Below are 15,212 nucleotides of genomic sequence, written 5' to 3'. Positions count from 1 at the left end.
GCTGGGGCGCGATGGGCACCGAGCGCCTGTTCACGAAAGCCGAGCGCGGATCGGGAAACGTCGCGATTCACTCGGCCGCTGGGGCAGCGGTGCGGTGGGAAACCGATCCCGGCGGAACGCGGACGCGTCGCCGATCATCGGGGAAAAGGACATCCTCGGGGCGGGAACTCCACGCCTGCATCGAGAGATGCTTGATCAAAGGTACCCCACCCGGCCGGTTCCGGCAAGCGGGGTGCCGAGGCTCCATGATCGTGTCGCGTCCGGCGCGGGTGGACGCGCGACCGACGCCGGGTGACCGCCGGTGGGCGCGTCACAAGGAGAGCGGCCTCGGGCCGCTCCCCTTGTGCCCCCGTTACGCCGCTGTGCAGGCACTCGCCCCCGAACGCCTGCCTTGCCCGCGCTGAGCCGCGGCCCGCGCGGTCCTGTTCGTCCAGACCCCTAACGCCGGCGGCGCACGGCTTTCGGCCGTGCTCGCAAAATTGAGTCTGGGACCTCGACAGCATAGGCTGTCGACTATGGATTATGTCAACCACAGCTAACACTTCTGTGGTTGGCGTCAGCTGCAGATGACTGAGGGGCGTCATGGGCGAGAACAGCGGCCCAGGAACGGTCGCCGAGCGCTTGACCAGGCTCTTCGACACCGTCACCAACCCGCGCACGGCGAAGCGCTACACCGACCGGGAGGTGGCCGCGGCAGTCGGCTGCTCCCATACGCTCATCTTCGACCTGCGTAAGGGGAATACCCCGCCCGAGAAGACCCAGGCGGGCATCCTCATGCGGCTGGCCAGGCATTTCGGGATGGACGACAATCACCTCATGCCGGCCGGCTCCGGCTCGGTCGACCCGGAGGTATGGTCCTTCGCCATGCGTGTGAAGACCATCTCGCCGGCGGGTCTGGCGATGCTGAACGGTGTCCTGGATCACATCGCCGAGCTGGAGGCTCGCGCGGCCCCCCGGCCGAGCGCGATCGATGACGCATCGATCTAGACTGTCGCCCTATGCCACCCAGCCGCGCGGTCCTCGCCGAGTGCAGCAGTGCGCTCGAGGGACTGGCCATTCCCGACCCCTGGGACGTGGTGGCGCTGGTCGAGTGGCTCGGGCAGCAGCGCGGTCGCCCGATCATCCTGATCCCGTGGCCGACCGCCGGCGGTGTCACGGGCTGCTGGGTGGCGGCGGCCCACCAGGACTACATCGTCTACGAGCGCACCGCCACCCCGCTGCACCGGTCGGTGATCGTCTGCCACGAGGTCGCGCACATCTGGCTGGGCCATCGCGGACACTCCACGACCGCCCTGGCGCACGAGTCCGCGCTGCCGCACGACTACCGCGACGACGAGGAGATCCGGGCGGAGACCCTGGCCGAGCTCATCCTCGAGAAGGCCGCCCTGCCCGCCCCCAAGGTGCCGGCTGACGTGCTGAGGGTGATGAAGACACTGGATCAAGGAGTGACCGTTGATTCCCTGGCTGACCAGCGGGGCGTTTCTGCTCGCCGCCGTCGTCGTTGGCTCGGTCCTCGCACGTAGGCCGCAGGCGCGCACCCCCGCGGGCAAGGCACTGCTCACGTGGAACCTGTTCGGCGCCGTGGCGCAGGTCGCGACGATCCATCCCGTGTACCAGGCCGTCAGCTCGCTGGTCGGCCACCACAACACGGCCATCGTGATCAGTCACGGCCTCGGGCTGGTCGCCGCGTTCTTCGCCGAGATCATGATGCTGTGCTGGACCCGGGGCGCCGACGGTGCCCGCGCGGCGGCCCGCTACCGCGCCGCGATCACCGGCGGGGCCATCGCCGTGCTCGCCGTGCTGTTCGCGCTCACCCCCGAGGTCGCCGACACCCCGTCGAGCTGGCGGCTGGACAACATCGAGCGGCCCACCGTGGCCCTGTACTCGGTGGCGTACGCCCTGGCGTACTCCTGGGTGCTGCTGGACCTGTGCCGGCTGAGCGTGCGCTACTCGCGCATGGTCGTCACGCCGCAAACCAGGATCGGTCTGCAGCTGTTCACGGTCGGCACCGCGTTCGGCCTGGCCTACCAGCTGATGGCCGCGGTCGACGGGCTGGTCGGCGTGACCGGGCACCGCTTGCCCGCGCACACCCCGCTGAGCCTGGCCCTGGTCTGCATCGGGGTGGTGTTCCTCTGCCTCGGCGCGGTCGTCCCGCTGGTCGCCACGGCCGTGATCGAGTTCGCGCGGCGCTGCCGGCAGGCCTGGCTGTGCCACCGGATGGAACCGCTCTACCGCGACCTGGCGACCGAATACCCGCAGGTCCTGAAAGGCCCCGTCTGGTACGGCACCACGGGCTGGCTGGTCAACTGGTACGGCAACGGCCGCCGGTTGATGCAGCGCACCATCGAGATCCACGACGGGCTGTCCGAACTGCGGCCCTGGATGGACGACCTCGCGTACCGGGTCGGCGCGGCCGAGGCGATGAAGGAGGGCTTCGACGCCGAAGCCGTGGCACTCGTCGCGCAGTCCGTCCAGGTGGCCGACGCCCTGCGGACCAGGCGCGGCGGCGCGCCGGGCCACCGGATCCACGTGGAGATGGTCGAGGTGGCCAAGGACCACGAAGCGGTGTGGCTGGCGCGGCTGGCCCAGACCTACCGCACGCGCCTGGTCGGACATACGCTCGACGCGCTGGCGTCCCGGCGCGACCCCGCGGGCCAGCAGGCCGTGCGGAACCCGTCGTGACCTCGCCCGCGGCCCGCGGCACGGGCCACCCGGACCTCTCGGCCGAACACCTCGCCGTCTACCGGCGCCTGGCCCTGCGCGAGTTCGGCGCCGACCTGCGCATCGGCCTGAACCTGGCCTTCTACCGCACCTTCGCGGTGCCGGCCATCGCCCGGCTGCTCGTCGACACCGGCGAGATGACCGAGCGGACCCGCAAGCGCGCCGACGACACCGGGCTGATGATGTACGAGCTGATCGCCCACGGCCCGCACCATCCGCGCGGCCGCCAGGTGATCGCGTCGCTCAACCGCATCCACCGCGTCTACGACATCACCCCGGACGAGTACCGGTACGTGCTCGGTACGTTCGTCTTCATCCCGACCCGGTGGATCGACCGCTACGGCCCGCGCCGGCTGCGCCCGCACGAACGCGAGGCGACCTGGCACTTCTGGTGCGAGGTCGGCCGGCTCATGAACGTGCGCGACGTGCCGGACACCTGGTACGGGTTCGAACAGTGGTTCAACGCGTTCGAGCAGGCTAACTTCGGCCACGACGACGCCGCCACCCGGCTCATCGACGCCACCCGCGATCTGCTGGCGACCCGTTTCCCGAAGGTGCTGCGCCGGTGGGCCGGGGCGGCGAGCGACGCCCTGCTCGACGAGGACGTGCGCCTGGCCCTCGGCGTGCCCGCACCCGCCCGCACCATCCGGATCGCCGTACGCGGTCTGCTGCGGGTCAACGCGTTGACCCGACGGTTCAAGGCCCTGCCCCCGGAGTTCTTCACCCCCGGCCAGCCGACCCGGCACTACCCCGCCGGGTACGCGCTGGACGAGTTGGGACCGGACCCGGTGCGGCCCGCTCCCCGGCGCTGATCAGAGACCGAGCAGCCGGGCGACGGCCGGCGCGTGTTTGCGCCGGGAGACCCGCGCGTACGCCACCCTGGCGTGCGGCAGCAGCCCGGGATGCTGTCCGAGCTCGGCCTTCAGCACGGCATGAGCGGCGGTGCGCACCTCGGGCACCCAGTCGACCGCGCGTTCGATCAGGAACGGCACGTGAGCCGTCCGCAGTCGGCGGGCCATCGCGACGACGGCGGCTTCGCGGACCCGGCCGTCCGGGTGCAGGCTCGCCAGCGGCGGGACGAGCACACCGGCGCCCCACCGCCCGAGGCGGTCCGCGAAGGCCGCGACGCTGATCTGGCGACGTCGACAGTGCACGAGCAAGCCGTTCATCAGCTGTTCGTCGGCCGCGATCGCGTCCAGCGTGATCCGGCCGCGCCGACGGGACCAACGCGGGAGGCCCTCCACGTCTGCCAGCGTCCGCAGCAGCCAGACGTAGCCGTCGACGTTGCCGCGCCTGAGCTGACGCAGAAAGGGCCCGATGCGGGCGCGCGCCTTCTCGTCCACCAGTGCTCGCCGTCCGGCCTCGGTGCCTACCAAGCCGAAACCGAAGAAGAGCCATACCAGAATCGCCATGACGGAAGGCTCCACGACGAGGATCAGCGTCGAGGCCGCGGTCATCAGGTAGCAGCAGAACAGCGGGACATAGACAGTGAGCATTCCACTTTCGGAGGAGTCCGGGCGGTACTCGGCAGGCAGCTTGTGCACCGGCGAATGATAGACAGTCCACCCGTCCTCGGCTGGACGACGCCGGGCAGGCCGAGGAGCCCTGCCGCAGGGCAGGGCTCCTCGGGAGGTCCGGTCAGGCCGGCATCTTGTAGGTCAGCAGGTCCACCGGATTGATCTTCGGTGGCGGATCGAACAGGTCCGCGCGGGCCTCCAGACCCTGGCGCACCTTTCCGGCCAGGTGGAACTGCCTGTCGTCCTCGTTGTTGAAGGCGTCGAAGATGCGGAACGACGTCGGGCCGACCTGGAAGGCGTACCAGACGATCGTGCCGGGTTCGGCGTCCACCAGCGCTTTGGCCTGCCGTAGGAATTCGGCGACCTCGCCCTCATGACCGGGCTTGGCTTCCATCTCGACGAGAAAACCCAGTGTGAGCACGGGTTGCTCCCCTCCTGCCGGACCTGGGTCAGCCCTTGAGGAAGGCGAGCAGGTCGGCGTTGAACTCGTCCTGGTGGGTGGCGAACAGGCCGTGCGGTGCGCCCTTGTACACCTTGAACGTGTTGTTCGGGATGAGCTTCGACGACTTCATTCCGGACGCGACGATCGGCACGATCTGGTCGTCGTCACCCTGGATGATCAGCACCGGGACGTCGATCTTCTTGCAGTCCTCGGTGAGGTCGGTCTCGGAGAAGGCCTTGATGCAGTCGTAGGCGGCCTTGAAGCCCAGCGTCATGCCCTGGAGCCAGAATTGGTCGCGCAGGCCCTGACTCACCTTGTTGCCGTCGCGGTTGGCGCCGAAGAACGGTGCGCTGAGTTCCTTCCAGAACTGCGACCGGTCGCGCTCGACACCTTCGCGCAGCCCGTCGAAGACGCTGCGGGGCAGGCCCTCGGGGTTGGCGTCGGTCTGCAGCATCAGCGGCGGGATCGCGCCGACCAGCACGGCCTTGGAGACCCGGTCGGTGCCGTGCCGGGCCATGTAGCGGGTGACCTCGCCACCGCCGGTGGAGTGGCCGACGAGGACGATGTCCCGCAGATCGAGCTTCTCGATCACGGCGGCGAGGTCGTCGGCGTACGTGTTGAGGTCGTTGCCGTCCCACGGCTGGCTGGAGCGGCCGTGCCCGCGGCGGTCGTGCGCCACGCCGCGGAAGCCGTTGGAGACGACGTACCACATCTGGTCGTCCCAGGCGTCGGCGGTGAGCGGCCAGCCGTGACTGAAGACGACAGGCTGTCCCGTGCCCCAGTCCTTGTAGAAGATCTGGGTCCCGTCCTTGGTGGTTGCCATGCCGGTGCTCATGGGGCGACTCCCTGCTTCGAAAGGCTGGAAACGAGTACGTCGCGGCACACCGTCGGGCCGACCCTCCGAAGCTAGCATCACGGGCTTATCGGACTTGTCGGTTTAGAGATGAAACAACCTACCTGTTCTTCTGCCACATTTCAGGGTTTTTCGCCCAGTTTCACGCACCGTGGCACACCGCGGGCAAGGCTGCCGATCAGTGGCCTCGCCGGACCGGCGTCACGGACGCGCGGCAGCCGGCTAGCGTCAGCCGTTCGGTTGGTCATTATTTCCCAATTCGGGCATATGTCTTGTATACCGAGGCCCCGCGTAGCAAACCCTTGAAAGTCTAGCGGATTAGTGGGATATTCGTTTCGTGGTCGTCCGGATCACGTCCCCACCGGGCACCCACCGGAGGTCGTGGCATCGGAGCCCGACGTCGCACGTGCCGGCCGACCATGCCCCACCACAGAACTGCACCCCCAAACATTGATGATTACCGATCACGCCGGACTCTCGGCGTTATTCGGTGTGCGCGTTTGCGCCCGAGGAGGACAGGTTCCGCATGAAGAACCGGATCAGAGCAGCCGCCGTACTCGCCGTCACCGCCGTCCTGGCGCTGTCGGCCTGCGGTGGAACTGACAACGGCGGCACCACGGGATCGAGCACCACGCTGAACATCGTCGGCTTCGCCGTGCCGGAGGCGGCGAACAAGGCGATCGCAACCGAGTGGAACAAGACCGACGCCGGCAAGGGCGTCAAGTTCCAGACGTCGTACGGCGCGTCCGGCGACCAGAGCCGCGCGGTCGTGGCCGGCCTGAAGGCCGACTACGTGCACTTCTCGGTCTCCAGCGACGTCACCCGGCTCGTGGACGCGAACCTGGTGGCCAAGGACTGGAACGCGGGCCCGAACAAGGGCATCGTGTCCTCCTCGATCGTGGTGCTCGCGGTACGCCAGGGCAACCCGAAGAACATCCAGGGCTGGGACGACCTGATCAAGCCGGGCGTCCAGATCGTCACCCCGAACCCGGCGTCCTCGGGCGCCGCCCGCTGGAACGCGCTCGCCGCGTGGGGCCACGTCACCGCCAACGGCGGCACCGACGCGCAGGCCACCGAGTTCCTGACGAAGCTGTTCGCCAACGTCGTCGCCCTGCCTGGCAGCGGCCGCGACGCCACCACCAGCTTCCTGGGCGGCACCGGCGACGTGCTGCTGGCCTACGAGAACGAGGCCATCCTGGCCACCCAGGCGGGCGAGAAGTTCGACTGGGTCGTGCCCTCGACCACCATCCTGATCGAGAACCCGGGCGCGATCCTGACCAACGCCGACCCCAAGGCCAAGGACTGGCTGAGCTTCGTGCTCAGCAAGGACGGCCAGCGACAGTTCGCCCTCAAGGGCTTCCGGCCGATCATCGAGGGCGTGGACACCACCGGCATCGAGGGCGCCAAGGACCCGGCCAACCCGTTCCCGACGCCGCAGAAGCTGCTCACCGTGTCGAAGGACTTCGAGAGCTGGTCGGCTCTGTCGAAGAAGTTCTTCGACGAGAAGGCGGGCATCATCGTCAAGGTCATCGCAGCCTCGGGCAAGGCTAAGTGACCTCGACCGCGCTCTCCCCGGACCGGCCGGCGACCTCTCGCCGGCCGGTCCGGTCCGGCCGCCCGCTGACCCGAGTCTCCGGACTCGGCCTCGGCGTGGCGATGATGTGGTTCAGCCTGCTCGTGCTCATCCCGCTCGCCGCCGTGGTGGTCACCGCGTCGGCGGGCGGGTGGAGCACGTTCTGGCAGGCGGTGACCAACGAGCAGACCGCCGCGGCGATCGAGCTCACCGTGGGCACCGCGTTCGCCGTGACACTGGTGAACATCGTCATGGGAACCATGATCGCGTGGGTGCTGGTCCGGGACCGGTTCTTCGGCAAGCGCGCGCTCGAAATCCTGATCGACATCCCGTTCGCGCTGCCCACCATCGTCGCCGGGTTGGTCCTGCTGTCGCTGTACGGCAGGAACAGCCCGCTCGGCGTCGACATCGCCAACACCCGCCCCGCGGTGTTCCTCGCGTTCCTCTTCGTCACCCTGCCGTTCGTGGTCCGCACGGTGCAGCCGGTGCTGGCCGAACTGGAGCGCGACGTCGAGGAGGCGGCGATGTCGCTGGGCGCGAGCCGCTTCACCGTCTTCCGGCGGATCATCCTGCCCAGCCTGACGCCCGCGATCGCCGCGGGCGCCGCGCTGTCGTTCGCCCGCGGGGTAAGCGAGTACGGCTCGCTGGTCCTGCTGTCGGGCAACCTGCCGATGAAGACGGAGGTCACCTCGGTGCGCATCCTCAGCAGCATCGAGAACGACAACCTGGACAGCGCGGCCGCGGTCGCCACGATCCTGCTGGTCATCTCGTTCGCCGTCATCGTGCTGCTCGACGTCATCCAGCGCAGGATGGTGCGCCGTGGCTAGCCACCCCAGCACCCGTACGCGCCGCGGCCCGGTCACCTACCTGGTCCGCCTGCTCGTGATCGCCTACCTGTTCCTGCTCGTGGCGTGGCCGGTGTACCTGGTCGGCAAGAACACGTTCGCCGACGGCATGGACAACATCAACGGCATCCTCGAAGACCCCGACATCGTGCACGCGATCAGCCTCACCGTGCAGGTCGCGATCATCGCGGTGATCATCAACACGCTGTTCGGGGTGGGCATCTCACTGCTGCTCGTCCGATACGACTTCCCGGGCAAACGGCTGCTCAGCGCACTGCTGGACATGCCGCTGTCGGTATCGCCGATCGTCGTCGGCCTGGCCCTGGTGCTCGTCTACGGCGGCCGCAACGGCTGGTTCGGACCCGGCCTGGAGAGCATGGGCTTCCAGGTCATCTTCGCCACCCCCGGCATCGTGCTGGCCACCGTGTTCGTCGCGCTGCCTTTGGTGATCCGTGAAGTGGTGCCCGTACTGGAGGAGGTCGGCGAGGAACAGGAGCAGGCCGCCCGCAGCCTGGGCGCGAACGCGTGGCAGACGTTCCGGCGGATCACCCTGCCGTCGATCAAGTGGGGCGTCGTCTACGGCGTCGTGCTGAGCCTGGCCCGCTCGCTGGGCGAGTTCGGCGCGGTGAAAGTCGTGTCGGGCAACGTGCTCGGCGAGACCCGCACCGCCACCCTGGTCGTCGAGGAGAAGTACCTCAACTTCGACAAGGGCGGCGCGTACGCCACCGCGTTCCTGCTCGCCCTGGTGGCGGTGGCCTGCATCATCATCGTCTCAGTCATTCGGCCGAAGGAAGACCGTTGAGTATCGAGATCGTCAACGTTTCCAAGCGCTTCGGGGATTTCGTCGCACTCGACAACGTCTCCGTGAGCATCCCGTCCGGGCAGCTCACCGCCCTGCTCGGTCCGTCCGGCGGCGGCAAGTCGACGCTGTTGCGCATCATCGCCGGCCTGGAGACTGCCGACAGCGGCCGCATCGAGATCGAGGGCGTCGACGCGACGAAGCTGTCGCCGCAGAAGCGCAACGTCGGCTTCGTGTTCCAGCACTACGCCGCGTTCAAGCACCTGTCGGTCGCACGCAACGTCGCGTTCGGACTGGAGATCCGCAAGCGGCCCAAGGACGAGATCCGCGAGCGGGTCCACGAGCTGCTCAATCTCGTGCACCTGTCCCAGTTCGCGGACAGGCTGCCCTCGCAGCTGTCCGGCGGCCAGCGCCAGCGCATGGCACTGGCCCGCGCGCTCGCCGTGCAGCCGACCGTGCTGCTGCTCGACGAGCCGTTCGGCGCGCTCGACGCCAAGGTCCGCAAGGAGCTGCGCGACTGGCTGCGCCGGCTGCACGACGAGGTCCACGTGACGACGGTCTTCGTCACACACGACCAGGAGGAGGCACTGGAGGTCGCCGACGAGATCGTGGTCATCAACGAGGGCCGCGTGGAGCAGATCGGGTCGCCCGACGAGCTCTACGACTCCCCCGCCAACGACTTCGTCATGCGCTTCCTCGGCCCGGTCACCGAGCTGGGCGACCGCCTGGTGCGTCCGCACGACCTGCAGCTGCTGACCGGCGGCGGCGAGCCGGACGCGGTCCCGGGCCGCATCACGCGGATCACCCGGGTCGGCTTCGAGATCAGGGTCGTGGTCGCCGTGGGCGAGCAGCTGGTCACCGTCACCCTCACCCGCAACGAGTTCCTGTCCCTGGACCTGCAGGTCGGTTCCGAGGTGCAGGTGCGCGTCGCGCCCGAGGTCGCCGCCACGGTCGGGCAGCCCAGGCTGCTCGGCGCGGTCTGACGCCGCAGCATGGGGGCCTCCGGGCGGTATGGCACGGTCCTAACGCGCCATCACCCGGAGGCCCCCGTGCGCGGTGGTCCGCCGCGCCACGGTCATGAGCGTTGCCCCGTGGTGCCGTCTGCCGCGGTGTCGCGATCGGTTGGCGGCCCGGACCCCTGACCGTCGCCGAGCAGGTCGAGCAGCGTGGTGCTGTCCAGCAGGTCACTGGTGAACGTGTGGACCGACTGCCAGAGTCCGGGCAGCGCGACGGCCGCGCCGGTGTACGTGATGGTGTGCGGCGGGCGGCCGCGGACGCTGGCCAGCGCCCCGCTGACCGCCCGCATGATGTCGCCGACGCTGATCTGCTCGAGCTGCCGGGCCAGGCTGAACCCGCCGTCCGTGCCGGGCCGGCTGCTGAGCAGCTCGGCGCGCCGCAGGTCGGCGAGGATCGACGGCAGATAACTGGCGGGTATGCCCTGCATGACGGCCAGATCGCTCGTCTTCACCGGACCGCCGCCCGCCGCGGCGATGGCCAGCATGGCCTGCACCGCATAGTCGTGTCGCGCTGAGATGTGCACGGCCCCATGGATTCCTGCTCGTGACGGCGCGGCCGGCAGCAGGCGCGCAGCGTGCGATGTCCGCCTAATCCTATAACTTCGATAGATAATATAGGGGATCACGGGTCGGGGCAATGCCGGTCACGATCCGATCTCGACACCGGCTCAGGCGGCACCCTTCGGCTTCGGCCGCGCCCGTAGGTGCGCGCGTTCGCCCTGGGTGCCGAACAGGCTGAGGAATTCCACCGGCTCGGAGCCGGCCGCGCCGAACCAGTGCGGCACGCGGGTGTCGAACTCGGCCGCCTCACCGGGCACGAGCACCAGATCCTGCTCACCCAGCACCACCCGCAGTTTGCCGTTGAGCACGTACAGCCATTCGTAGCCCTCGTGGGTCTTCGGCTCCGGGGTCCGGCGTCGGCTGTCGGCGGGGATCACCAGCTTGTACGCCTGGATGCCGCCCGCCCGGCGGGTCAGCGGCAGCATGGTCATCCCGTGCCGGCTGACCGGGCGCAGGTGGATGCGCGGGTCGCCGGTCGGCGGGGCGTCGACGAGCTCGTCCAGCGTGACGCCGTGTGCCCTGGCCAGCGGCAGCAGCAGTTCGAGCGTCGGCTTGCGGGAGCCGGACTCCAGCCGGGACAGGGTGCTCACCGAGATCCCGGTCGCCGCCGACAGGTCGGCCAGGGTGGTCTCCCGCTGCTGGCGCAGCGCGCGCAGCCGGGGCCCGACCGCACCGAGGGCTTGATCAAGGTCGTCGTCCATGCACCCACTTTGCCAGATCAGCAACAGGATTTGCGAATGTGGCCGCTCGCCTCGCATGGTTGTCACCTGGCCACGGCCCACCGTGACCAGGGTCGAGGCAAGCGCGGAAGGGACCGGAATGACCGAGGAGTTCAGCAAGGCGTACTGGGAAGGCCACTACCACGGCCCCGCCGCGGGCCATCCGAAGCCGCCCAACCCGCACCTGGTCGCGGAGGCCTCGGCGCTGACCCCCGGCACGGCGCTGGACGCGGGCTGCGGCGAGGGAGCCGAAGCGATCTGGCTAGCCTCCCAGGGCTGGCAGGTCACGGCGGTGGACATCGCCGACGGCGCGCTGCACAAGGCACGCGCGCACGCGCAGGCCGCCGGCGACACGGTCGTCGCCCGGATCGACTGGCTCCAGGCCGACCTGTCCGACTGGGCCCCGCCCGTGGCACGGTTCGACCTGGTCTGCTCCCACTACGCACACCCGACGTCTTCCCGCGAATCGCTGGTCGACCGGCTGGCGGCCGCGGTCGCGCCGGGCGGCACCCTGCTGATCGTCGGCCACCACCCGTCGGACCCGCGGCCCGGCGTGTCCCACACCGCCGCCCGCGATGTTCACTTCACCGCCGACGACGTCGCAGCCGGACTCGACCCCGACCGCTGGGAGATCCTCGTCGCCGAAGACAGGCACCGCCCGATCACCGGACACCACGACCACGCCCACAGCCTCCACGACACAGTCCTACTCGCCCGCAAACGCGACTGACCACCCACCTGCGAAAGGGGTTGTCGAGCCGGTCGGGCGCACCGGGTTCATCCGGCCACGCGAGCGCGCTCCAGCGAGCGTATGACCTCCGCTTCGGCCTCCGCGCGGCCCGCCCAGACGCCGCCCTCGGTGTCGGCGCTCTTTCCCGGTTCGAGATCCTGGTAGACCTTGAAGAAATGCTCGATCTCGAGCTTGTGGAAGTGTTCCAGGTCGGTGATGTCGACCAGCTGGGCCAGGCGCGGGTCGGCAGTGGGGACGCACAGGACCTTGAGGTCGGGTCCCTTCTCGTCGCGCATGCGGAACATGCCGATCGCCCGGCACCGGATGACGCAGCCGGGAAAGGTCGGCTCCTGCACGAGCACCAGGGCGTCGAGGGGATCGGTGTCCTCGCCGAGGCTCTGCTCGATGAAGCCGTAGTCGGCCGGATACTGCGTGGCGGTGAACAGGGTGCGATCCAGCCTGATCCGACCGGAGCGGCGGTCCATCACGTACTTGTTGCGAGTCCCTTTGGGGATCTCGACGGTGACGTCGAACTCCATGCCCGCGATCACCCCAGCGGACGCCGGCGAGGGCGCGGCGACGTTTCCGCCGGATGCAGTGGACATGCTCGTCCTCGTCCAGGACCGCATACCCCGATCGCGCAGGCAGTCCCTGGTAGGTAGATGTTGCGGATTGCGGCCACCGAGGTCCTGAGCGACAGGCCAAGCGTACGCCCATGCAATCGGACCCGGCACAGCCGCGTCTGCCCGGGCCCGGGGCAGCCGCAAGCTGCCCGCCATCGGCGGCATGGGGCGGCGGCCGCGGGATTGAAGGTCCGGGGCGAAGGGTAGACAGCAGGTACCGGCGAAGGAGCAGCATCGATGACCGACATCATCCATTTCACCATCGCGACCGTGGCCGAGCAGAGCGCCGACTTCCGGCGCGTGCTGTGGACCGGCGGGCACACCCAGCTCGTCATCATGACCATCCCGCCGGGCGGCGAGATCGGCGACGAGGTCCACCCCGGCACCGACCAGATCCTGACGTTCGTCAGCGGGACCGGCGAGGCCGACGTCGCCGGGCAGACGCGGCCCGTGGCGCAGGGCGACCTCGTGGTCGTGCCAGCCGGCACCCGGCACAACTTCCGCAACACCGGGGCGAACCCGCTGGTGCTCTACACCGTGTACGGCCCGCCCGACCACGCCGACGGCGCGGTGCACGCCACCAAGGAGCAGGCTGAGGCCGCCGAGGAGGCGGGCCGGGACGAGCCGCCCACGGCCTGACCGGCAGACGTTGACCGCGGCGAATACGGTGGGAGCATGGCAGATGGCTGGAGCCGGTTCTTCTGGGCCGCGGCAGGACTGTTCATCTTCTACTGGATCGTCCGCAACGCCGTGGCGCACGGCATGTGGGACGCCTGGGAGCGGCGCGCCAAGCACGAACGCAAAGCCGTGCACCAGGCCGCGATCCGCGCGTCCGGAGACGTGCCCGACCCGGCCGCCCCGCAGGCTGTCGAGTGAGTCGACAAATGCAGCGGTAGCCGCGCTGCCAGGTCCGCTCAGGGCGGCGGCATCGTGGACAGCAGCTCCGCGGCGGTGGCCAGCAGCTGGTTGGCGCGGACAGCGAGCGTCGTGGCCAGGCCGTGCGCGGTGCCCCCGGCGGTCTCGGCCAGCGCCCGCAGCGCGGTCAGGTCCTGGTCCAGCCGGGCAAGCGCGCCGACCAGGTCGGCCGCCCCCGCGCTCTGCAGGTGTGCCGCGATGTCGTCGAGGGCCATGCCGCTGGACTCCAGCCGCTGCACGGTCGCGATCTGCTCGACGGTCGCCGGGTCGTAGAGCCGGAAGCCGCCGGTGGTGCGCGAGGCAGGGGTGATCAGACCGAGGTTGGTGTAGAAGTCGACGGTCCGGTTGCTCACGCCCGCGGCAGCGGCGAGCTCGCCTATCCGCATCAGCGCCATGAGCAGCCTCGTTCCAGCAACCGTACAGTTTCACGTGTTAGTGTCAACCTCGTGGCTGATCATACCGCCGGCCGCCGCGAACGGCACCGGTCCCGACCGCCGGCGAGGAGCCCGCGGCTGAGGCGAGGAGCGCCGGCATCGCCGTGCTGATCCCCCATCGAGGCGGCCACCGCCCCCGACGGCCTGATCGCCGGCCGCCCGGCAACTGCCACCGCCGCGGCTGACGCCGGGCGGCGTTCCACCAGGAGAGGAAGCACATGGTCTTCAAGAAACTGCTCGCCGGACTCGGGCTGGGCGGCGTCGAGGTCGACACCGTACTGTCGTCGCACCCCGCGGTCCCGGGCGGCTCACTGAGCGGCCAGGTGAATCTGCGCGCCAAGTCCGACACCGAGATCACCGCGATCTCGCTGCTGCTCACCGCGACCGGGCCGGCGGGCGAGCTGGAACTGGCCCGCTACCAGGTCGCGCAGCACCTTCGGCTGCCGTCGGGAACCAGCCAGGCCGTCCCGTTCTCGGTGACGGTCCCCGCCCACGCCCCGTTCACCGCGCTGTACGGCCGGGCGCTGCCGGGTGTCTCGATCGGTGTGCGCACCGAGGTGTCGGTCGCCTCGGGCAGCGCCAAGGGCGACTTCGATCCCGCCCGCATCGACGCCTCCCCGGCGCAGCAGCAGATCATGGACGCGCTCGGCGCGATCGGGTGCCGATTCGTACGCAACGAGCTGCGCCCCGGTGGCATGGCCGGCCTGCCCGTGCCCGCCGCGCAGGCGATCACCTGCTACGCCCCGCTCCCCGAGGGCGGACAGCACGGCCCGCACATCCCGCTGCTCACCTTCACCGTCGCCGCGGTCGGCGAGGGCCTCGTCGTGCTGGCCGAGCTCACGGGCCGGTTCGGCGCACCCGACCGCCACGACCTGTCGGCTGCCGACCTGCAGCGGCTGGCCGCGACCGAGGGCGGCTGGATCGCCGAGGTCGACCGCTGGCTCACCACCGCCCTGGACAAGCTCGCCTCGCCCACGGCGGCACCGGGAGCGTTCCTGCAACCGCCCGCCCAGCCCGGCTACGGCCACGCGCCCGGCGGCCACGGCCACGGCCACGGCCACGGCCAGCAGGGATACGGGCAGCAGGGATACGGGCAGCCGGGGTACGGGCAGCAGGGCCGTCCGGGGTACGCCTACGGCGGCCACGGCGGGCAGCACGGCGGCTACAAGTACGGCGGCTACCGGGGCAAGCCCAGCATGGCCGGCGCGATGGCAGCCGGGGTCGGCGGCGCGGCGCTGGGCTTCCTAGGCGGCATGGTGATCGGCGACATGATCGGCGATGCGATGGCCCCTGACCTGGGCGACGCCGCGTCCGCGGCCGGACTGCCGGACACGGGTGCGGTCGACACCGGTTTCGACGACTTCGGCGGCGGGGATTTCGGAGGCGACTTCGGGGACTTCTGACCGCCGAACCGGGTGGTGCGGGCCTGTCCTAGCCGGAGGCCCGCACCACCCACCCCTCACG

At 69.8% G+C, this 15,212-nt stretch carries 19 protein-coding genes; 12 read left to right on the top strand and 7 right to left on the bottom strand.

The window, feature by feature from the left end:
- Positions 1-582: 582 nt before the first annotated feature.
- The 4 genes from F9C41_RS08125 to F9C41_RS40600 are packed head-to-tail and all read left to right on the top strand — an operon-like array spanning position 583 to position 3,533.
- Positions 583-987 carry a hypothetical protein gene (locus tag F9C41_RS08125; RefSeq protein WP_155386013.1) on the top strand — a complete coding sequence of 135 codons (405 nt, stop codon included), beginning with the start codon at positions 583-585 and terminating at the stop codon, positions 985-987.
- An 11-nt stretch (positions 988-998) separates the two neighbouring features.
- Positions 999-1,523, top strand: coding sequence for an ImmA/IrrE family metallo-endopeptidase (locus F9C41_RS08120; RefSeq protein ID WP_155386012.1), 525 nt, complete (start codon positions 999-1,001; stop codon positions 1,521-1,523).
- Positions 1,453-2,682 (top strand): MAB_1171c family putative transporter, encoded by a 1,230-nt coding sequence (locus F9C41_RS40605; RefSeq protein WP_196279672.1) that lies wholly within the window; start codon positions 1,453-1,455, stop codon positions 2,680-2,682. The genes F9C41_RS08120 and F9C41_RS40605 overlap by 71 nt, the downstream gene beginning before the upstream one ends.
- Entirely contained in the window at positions 2,679-3,533 is an 855-nt protein-coding gene (locus tag F9C41_RS40600; RefSeq protein ID WP_196279671.1) for an oxygenase MpaB family protein, read from the top strand. Before F9C41_RS40605 ends, F9C41_RS40600 begins: the two co-directional genes overlap by 4 nt.
- On the opposite strand, the gene F9C41_RS08110 is transcribed toward F9C41_RS40600, so the two are convergent.
- The 3 genes from F9C41_RS08110 to F9C41_RS08100 form a co-directional block, all read right to left on the bottom strand.
- Positions 3,534-4,178 carry a hypothetical protein gene (locus tag F9C41_RS08110; RefSeq protein WP_155386011.1) on the bottom strand — a complete coding sequence of 215 codons (645 nt, stop codon included), beginning with the start codon at positions 4,176-4,178 and terminating at the stop codon, positions 3,534-3,536.
- 181 nt (positions 4,179-4,359) lie between these two features.
- The gene (locus F9C41_RS08105) at positions 4,360-4,659 is read right to left on the bottom strand and encodes a putative quinol monooxygenase (RefSeq protein ID WP_203736429.1); all 300 of its coding nucleotides are present in this window, start codon (positions 4,657-4,659) and stop codon (positions 4,360-4,362) included.
- Between the two features lie 28 nt (positions 4,660-4,687).
- Positions 4,688-5,515: an alpha/beta fold hydrolase gene (locus tag F9C41_RS08100; RefSeq protein ID WP_230689417.1), complete on the bottom strand. Its 828-nt coding sequence runs from the start codon at positions 5,513-5,515 to the stop codon at positions 4,688-4,690.
- Positions 5,516-6,059: 544 nt separating this feature from the next.
- Here F9C41_RS08100 and F9C41_RS08095 point away from each other — a divergent pair.
- From F9C41_RS08095 to F9C41_RS08080, 4 genes are read left to right on the top strand one after another with little or no spacing between them, the layout of a single operon-like run.
- Positions 6,060-7,088, top strand: a complete 1,029-nt coding sequence (locus tag F9C41_RS08095; protein ID WP_155386010.1) for a sulfate ABC transporter substrate-binding protein — start codon at positions 6,060-6,062, stop codon at positions 7,086-7,088.
- Positions 7,085-7,933, top strand: a complete 849-nt coding sequence (gene cysT, locus F9C41_RS08090) for a sulfate ABC transporter permease subunit CysT (protein WP_155386009.1) — start codon at positions 7,085-7,087, stop codon at positions 7,931-7,933. Before F9C41_RS08095 ends, cysT begins: the two co-directional genes overlap by 4 nt.
- Positions 7,926-8,753: a sulfate ABC transporter permease gene (locus F9C41_RS08085; protein WP_155386008.1), complete on the top strand. Its 828-nt coding sequence runs from the start codon at positions 7,926-7,928 to the stop codon at positions 8,751-8,753. Before cysT ends, F9C41_RS08085 begins: the two co-directional genes overlap by 8 nt.
- Positions 8,750-9,733, top strand: coding sequence for a sulfate/molybdate ABC transporter ATP-binding protein (locus F9C41_RS08080; RefSeq protein ID WP_155386007.1), 984 nt, complete (start codon positions 8,750-8,752; stop codon positions 9,731-9,733). Before F9C41_RS08085 ends, F9C41_RS08080 begins: the two co-directional genes overlap by 4 nt.
- 92 nt (positions 9,734-9,825) lie before the next feature.
- Here F9C41_RS08080 and F9C41_RS08075 read toward each other — a convergent pair whose 3' ends face one another.
- Both F9C41_RS08075 and F9C41_RS08070 read right to left on the bottom strand, forming a co-directional pair.
- Positions 9,826-10,290: an RrF2 family transcriptional regulator gene (locus F9C41_RS08075; RefSeq protein ID WP_155386006.1), complete on the bottom strand. Its 465-nt coding sequence runs from the start codon at positions 10,288-10,290 to the stop codon at positions 9,826-9,828.
- 144 nt (positions 10,291-10,434) lie between these two features.
- Entirely contained in the window at positions 10,435-11,028 is a 594-nt protein-coding gene (locus F9C41_RS08070; RefSeq protein ID WP_155386005.1) for a helix-turn-helix domain-containing protein, read from the bottom strand.
- A gap of 118 nt (positions 11,029-11,146) precedes the next feature.
- Between F9C41_RS08070 and F9C41_RS08065 the strand changes: the two genes are divergently transcribed.
- Positions 11,147-11,776 (top strand): class I SAM-dependent methyltransferase, encoded by a 630-nt coding sequence (locus tag F9C41_RS08065; protein ID WP_155386004.1) that lies wholly within the window; start codon positions 11,147-11,149, stop codon positions 11,774-11,776.
- 47 nt (positions 11,777-11,823) lie between these two features.
- On the opposite strand, the gene F9C41_RS08060 is transcribed toward F9C41_RS08065, so the two are convergent.
- The gene (locus F9C41_RS08060) at positions 11,824-12,315 is read right to left on the bottom strand and encodes an inorganic diphosphatase (protein ID WP_155386003.1); all 492 of its coding nucleotides are present in this window, start codon (positions 12,313-12,315) and stop codon (positions 11,824-11,826) included.
- A 321-nt stretch (positions 12,316-12,636) separates the two neighbouring features.
- On the opposite strand from F9C41_RS08060, the gene F9C41_RS08055 reads away from it, so the two are divergent.
- Positions 12,637-13,038, top strand: coding sequence for a cupin domain-containing protein (locus F9C41_RS08055; protein WP_407924674.1), 402 nt, complete (start codon positions 12,637-12,639; stop codon positions 13,036-13,038).
- Positions 13,039-13,074: 36 nt separating this feature from the next.
- Entirely contained in the window at positions 13,075-13,275 is a 201-nt protein-coding gene (locus F9C41_RS08050) for a hypothetical protein (protein WP_155386002.1), read from the top strand.
- Between the two features lie 38 nt (positions 13,276-13,313).
- Here F9C41_RS08050 and F9C41_RS08045 read toward each other — a convergent pair whose 3' ends face one another.
- Complete coding sequence (locus F9C41_RS08045) at positions 13,314-13,709, bottom strand: MerR family transcriptional regulator (protein ID WP_155386001.1); 396 nt, start codon at positions 13,707-13,709, stop codon at positions 13,314-13,316.
- A 257-nt stretch (positions 13,710-13,966) separates the two neighbouring features.
- Here F9C41_RS08045 and F9C41_RS08040 point away from each other — a divergent pair, with 257 nt between their 5' ends.
- Positions 13,967-15,151: a sporulation protein gene (locus tag F9C41_RS08040; protein WP_155386000.1), complete on the top strand. Its 1,185-nt coding sequence runs from the start codon at positions 13,967-13,969 to the stop codon at positions 15,149-15,151.
- The last annotated feature ends 61 nt before the right edge of the window (positions 15,152-15,212 follow it).

Origin of the sequence: Catellatospora paridis, assembly GCF_009720365.1 — a bacterium.
GTDB lineage: Bacteria > Actinomycetota > Actinomycetes > Mycobacteriales > Micromonosporaceae > Catellatospora > Catellatospora paridis.
This window is presented reverse-complemented; position numbering and strand designations above follow the sequence as displayed.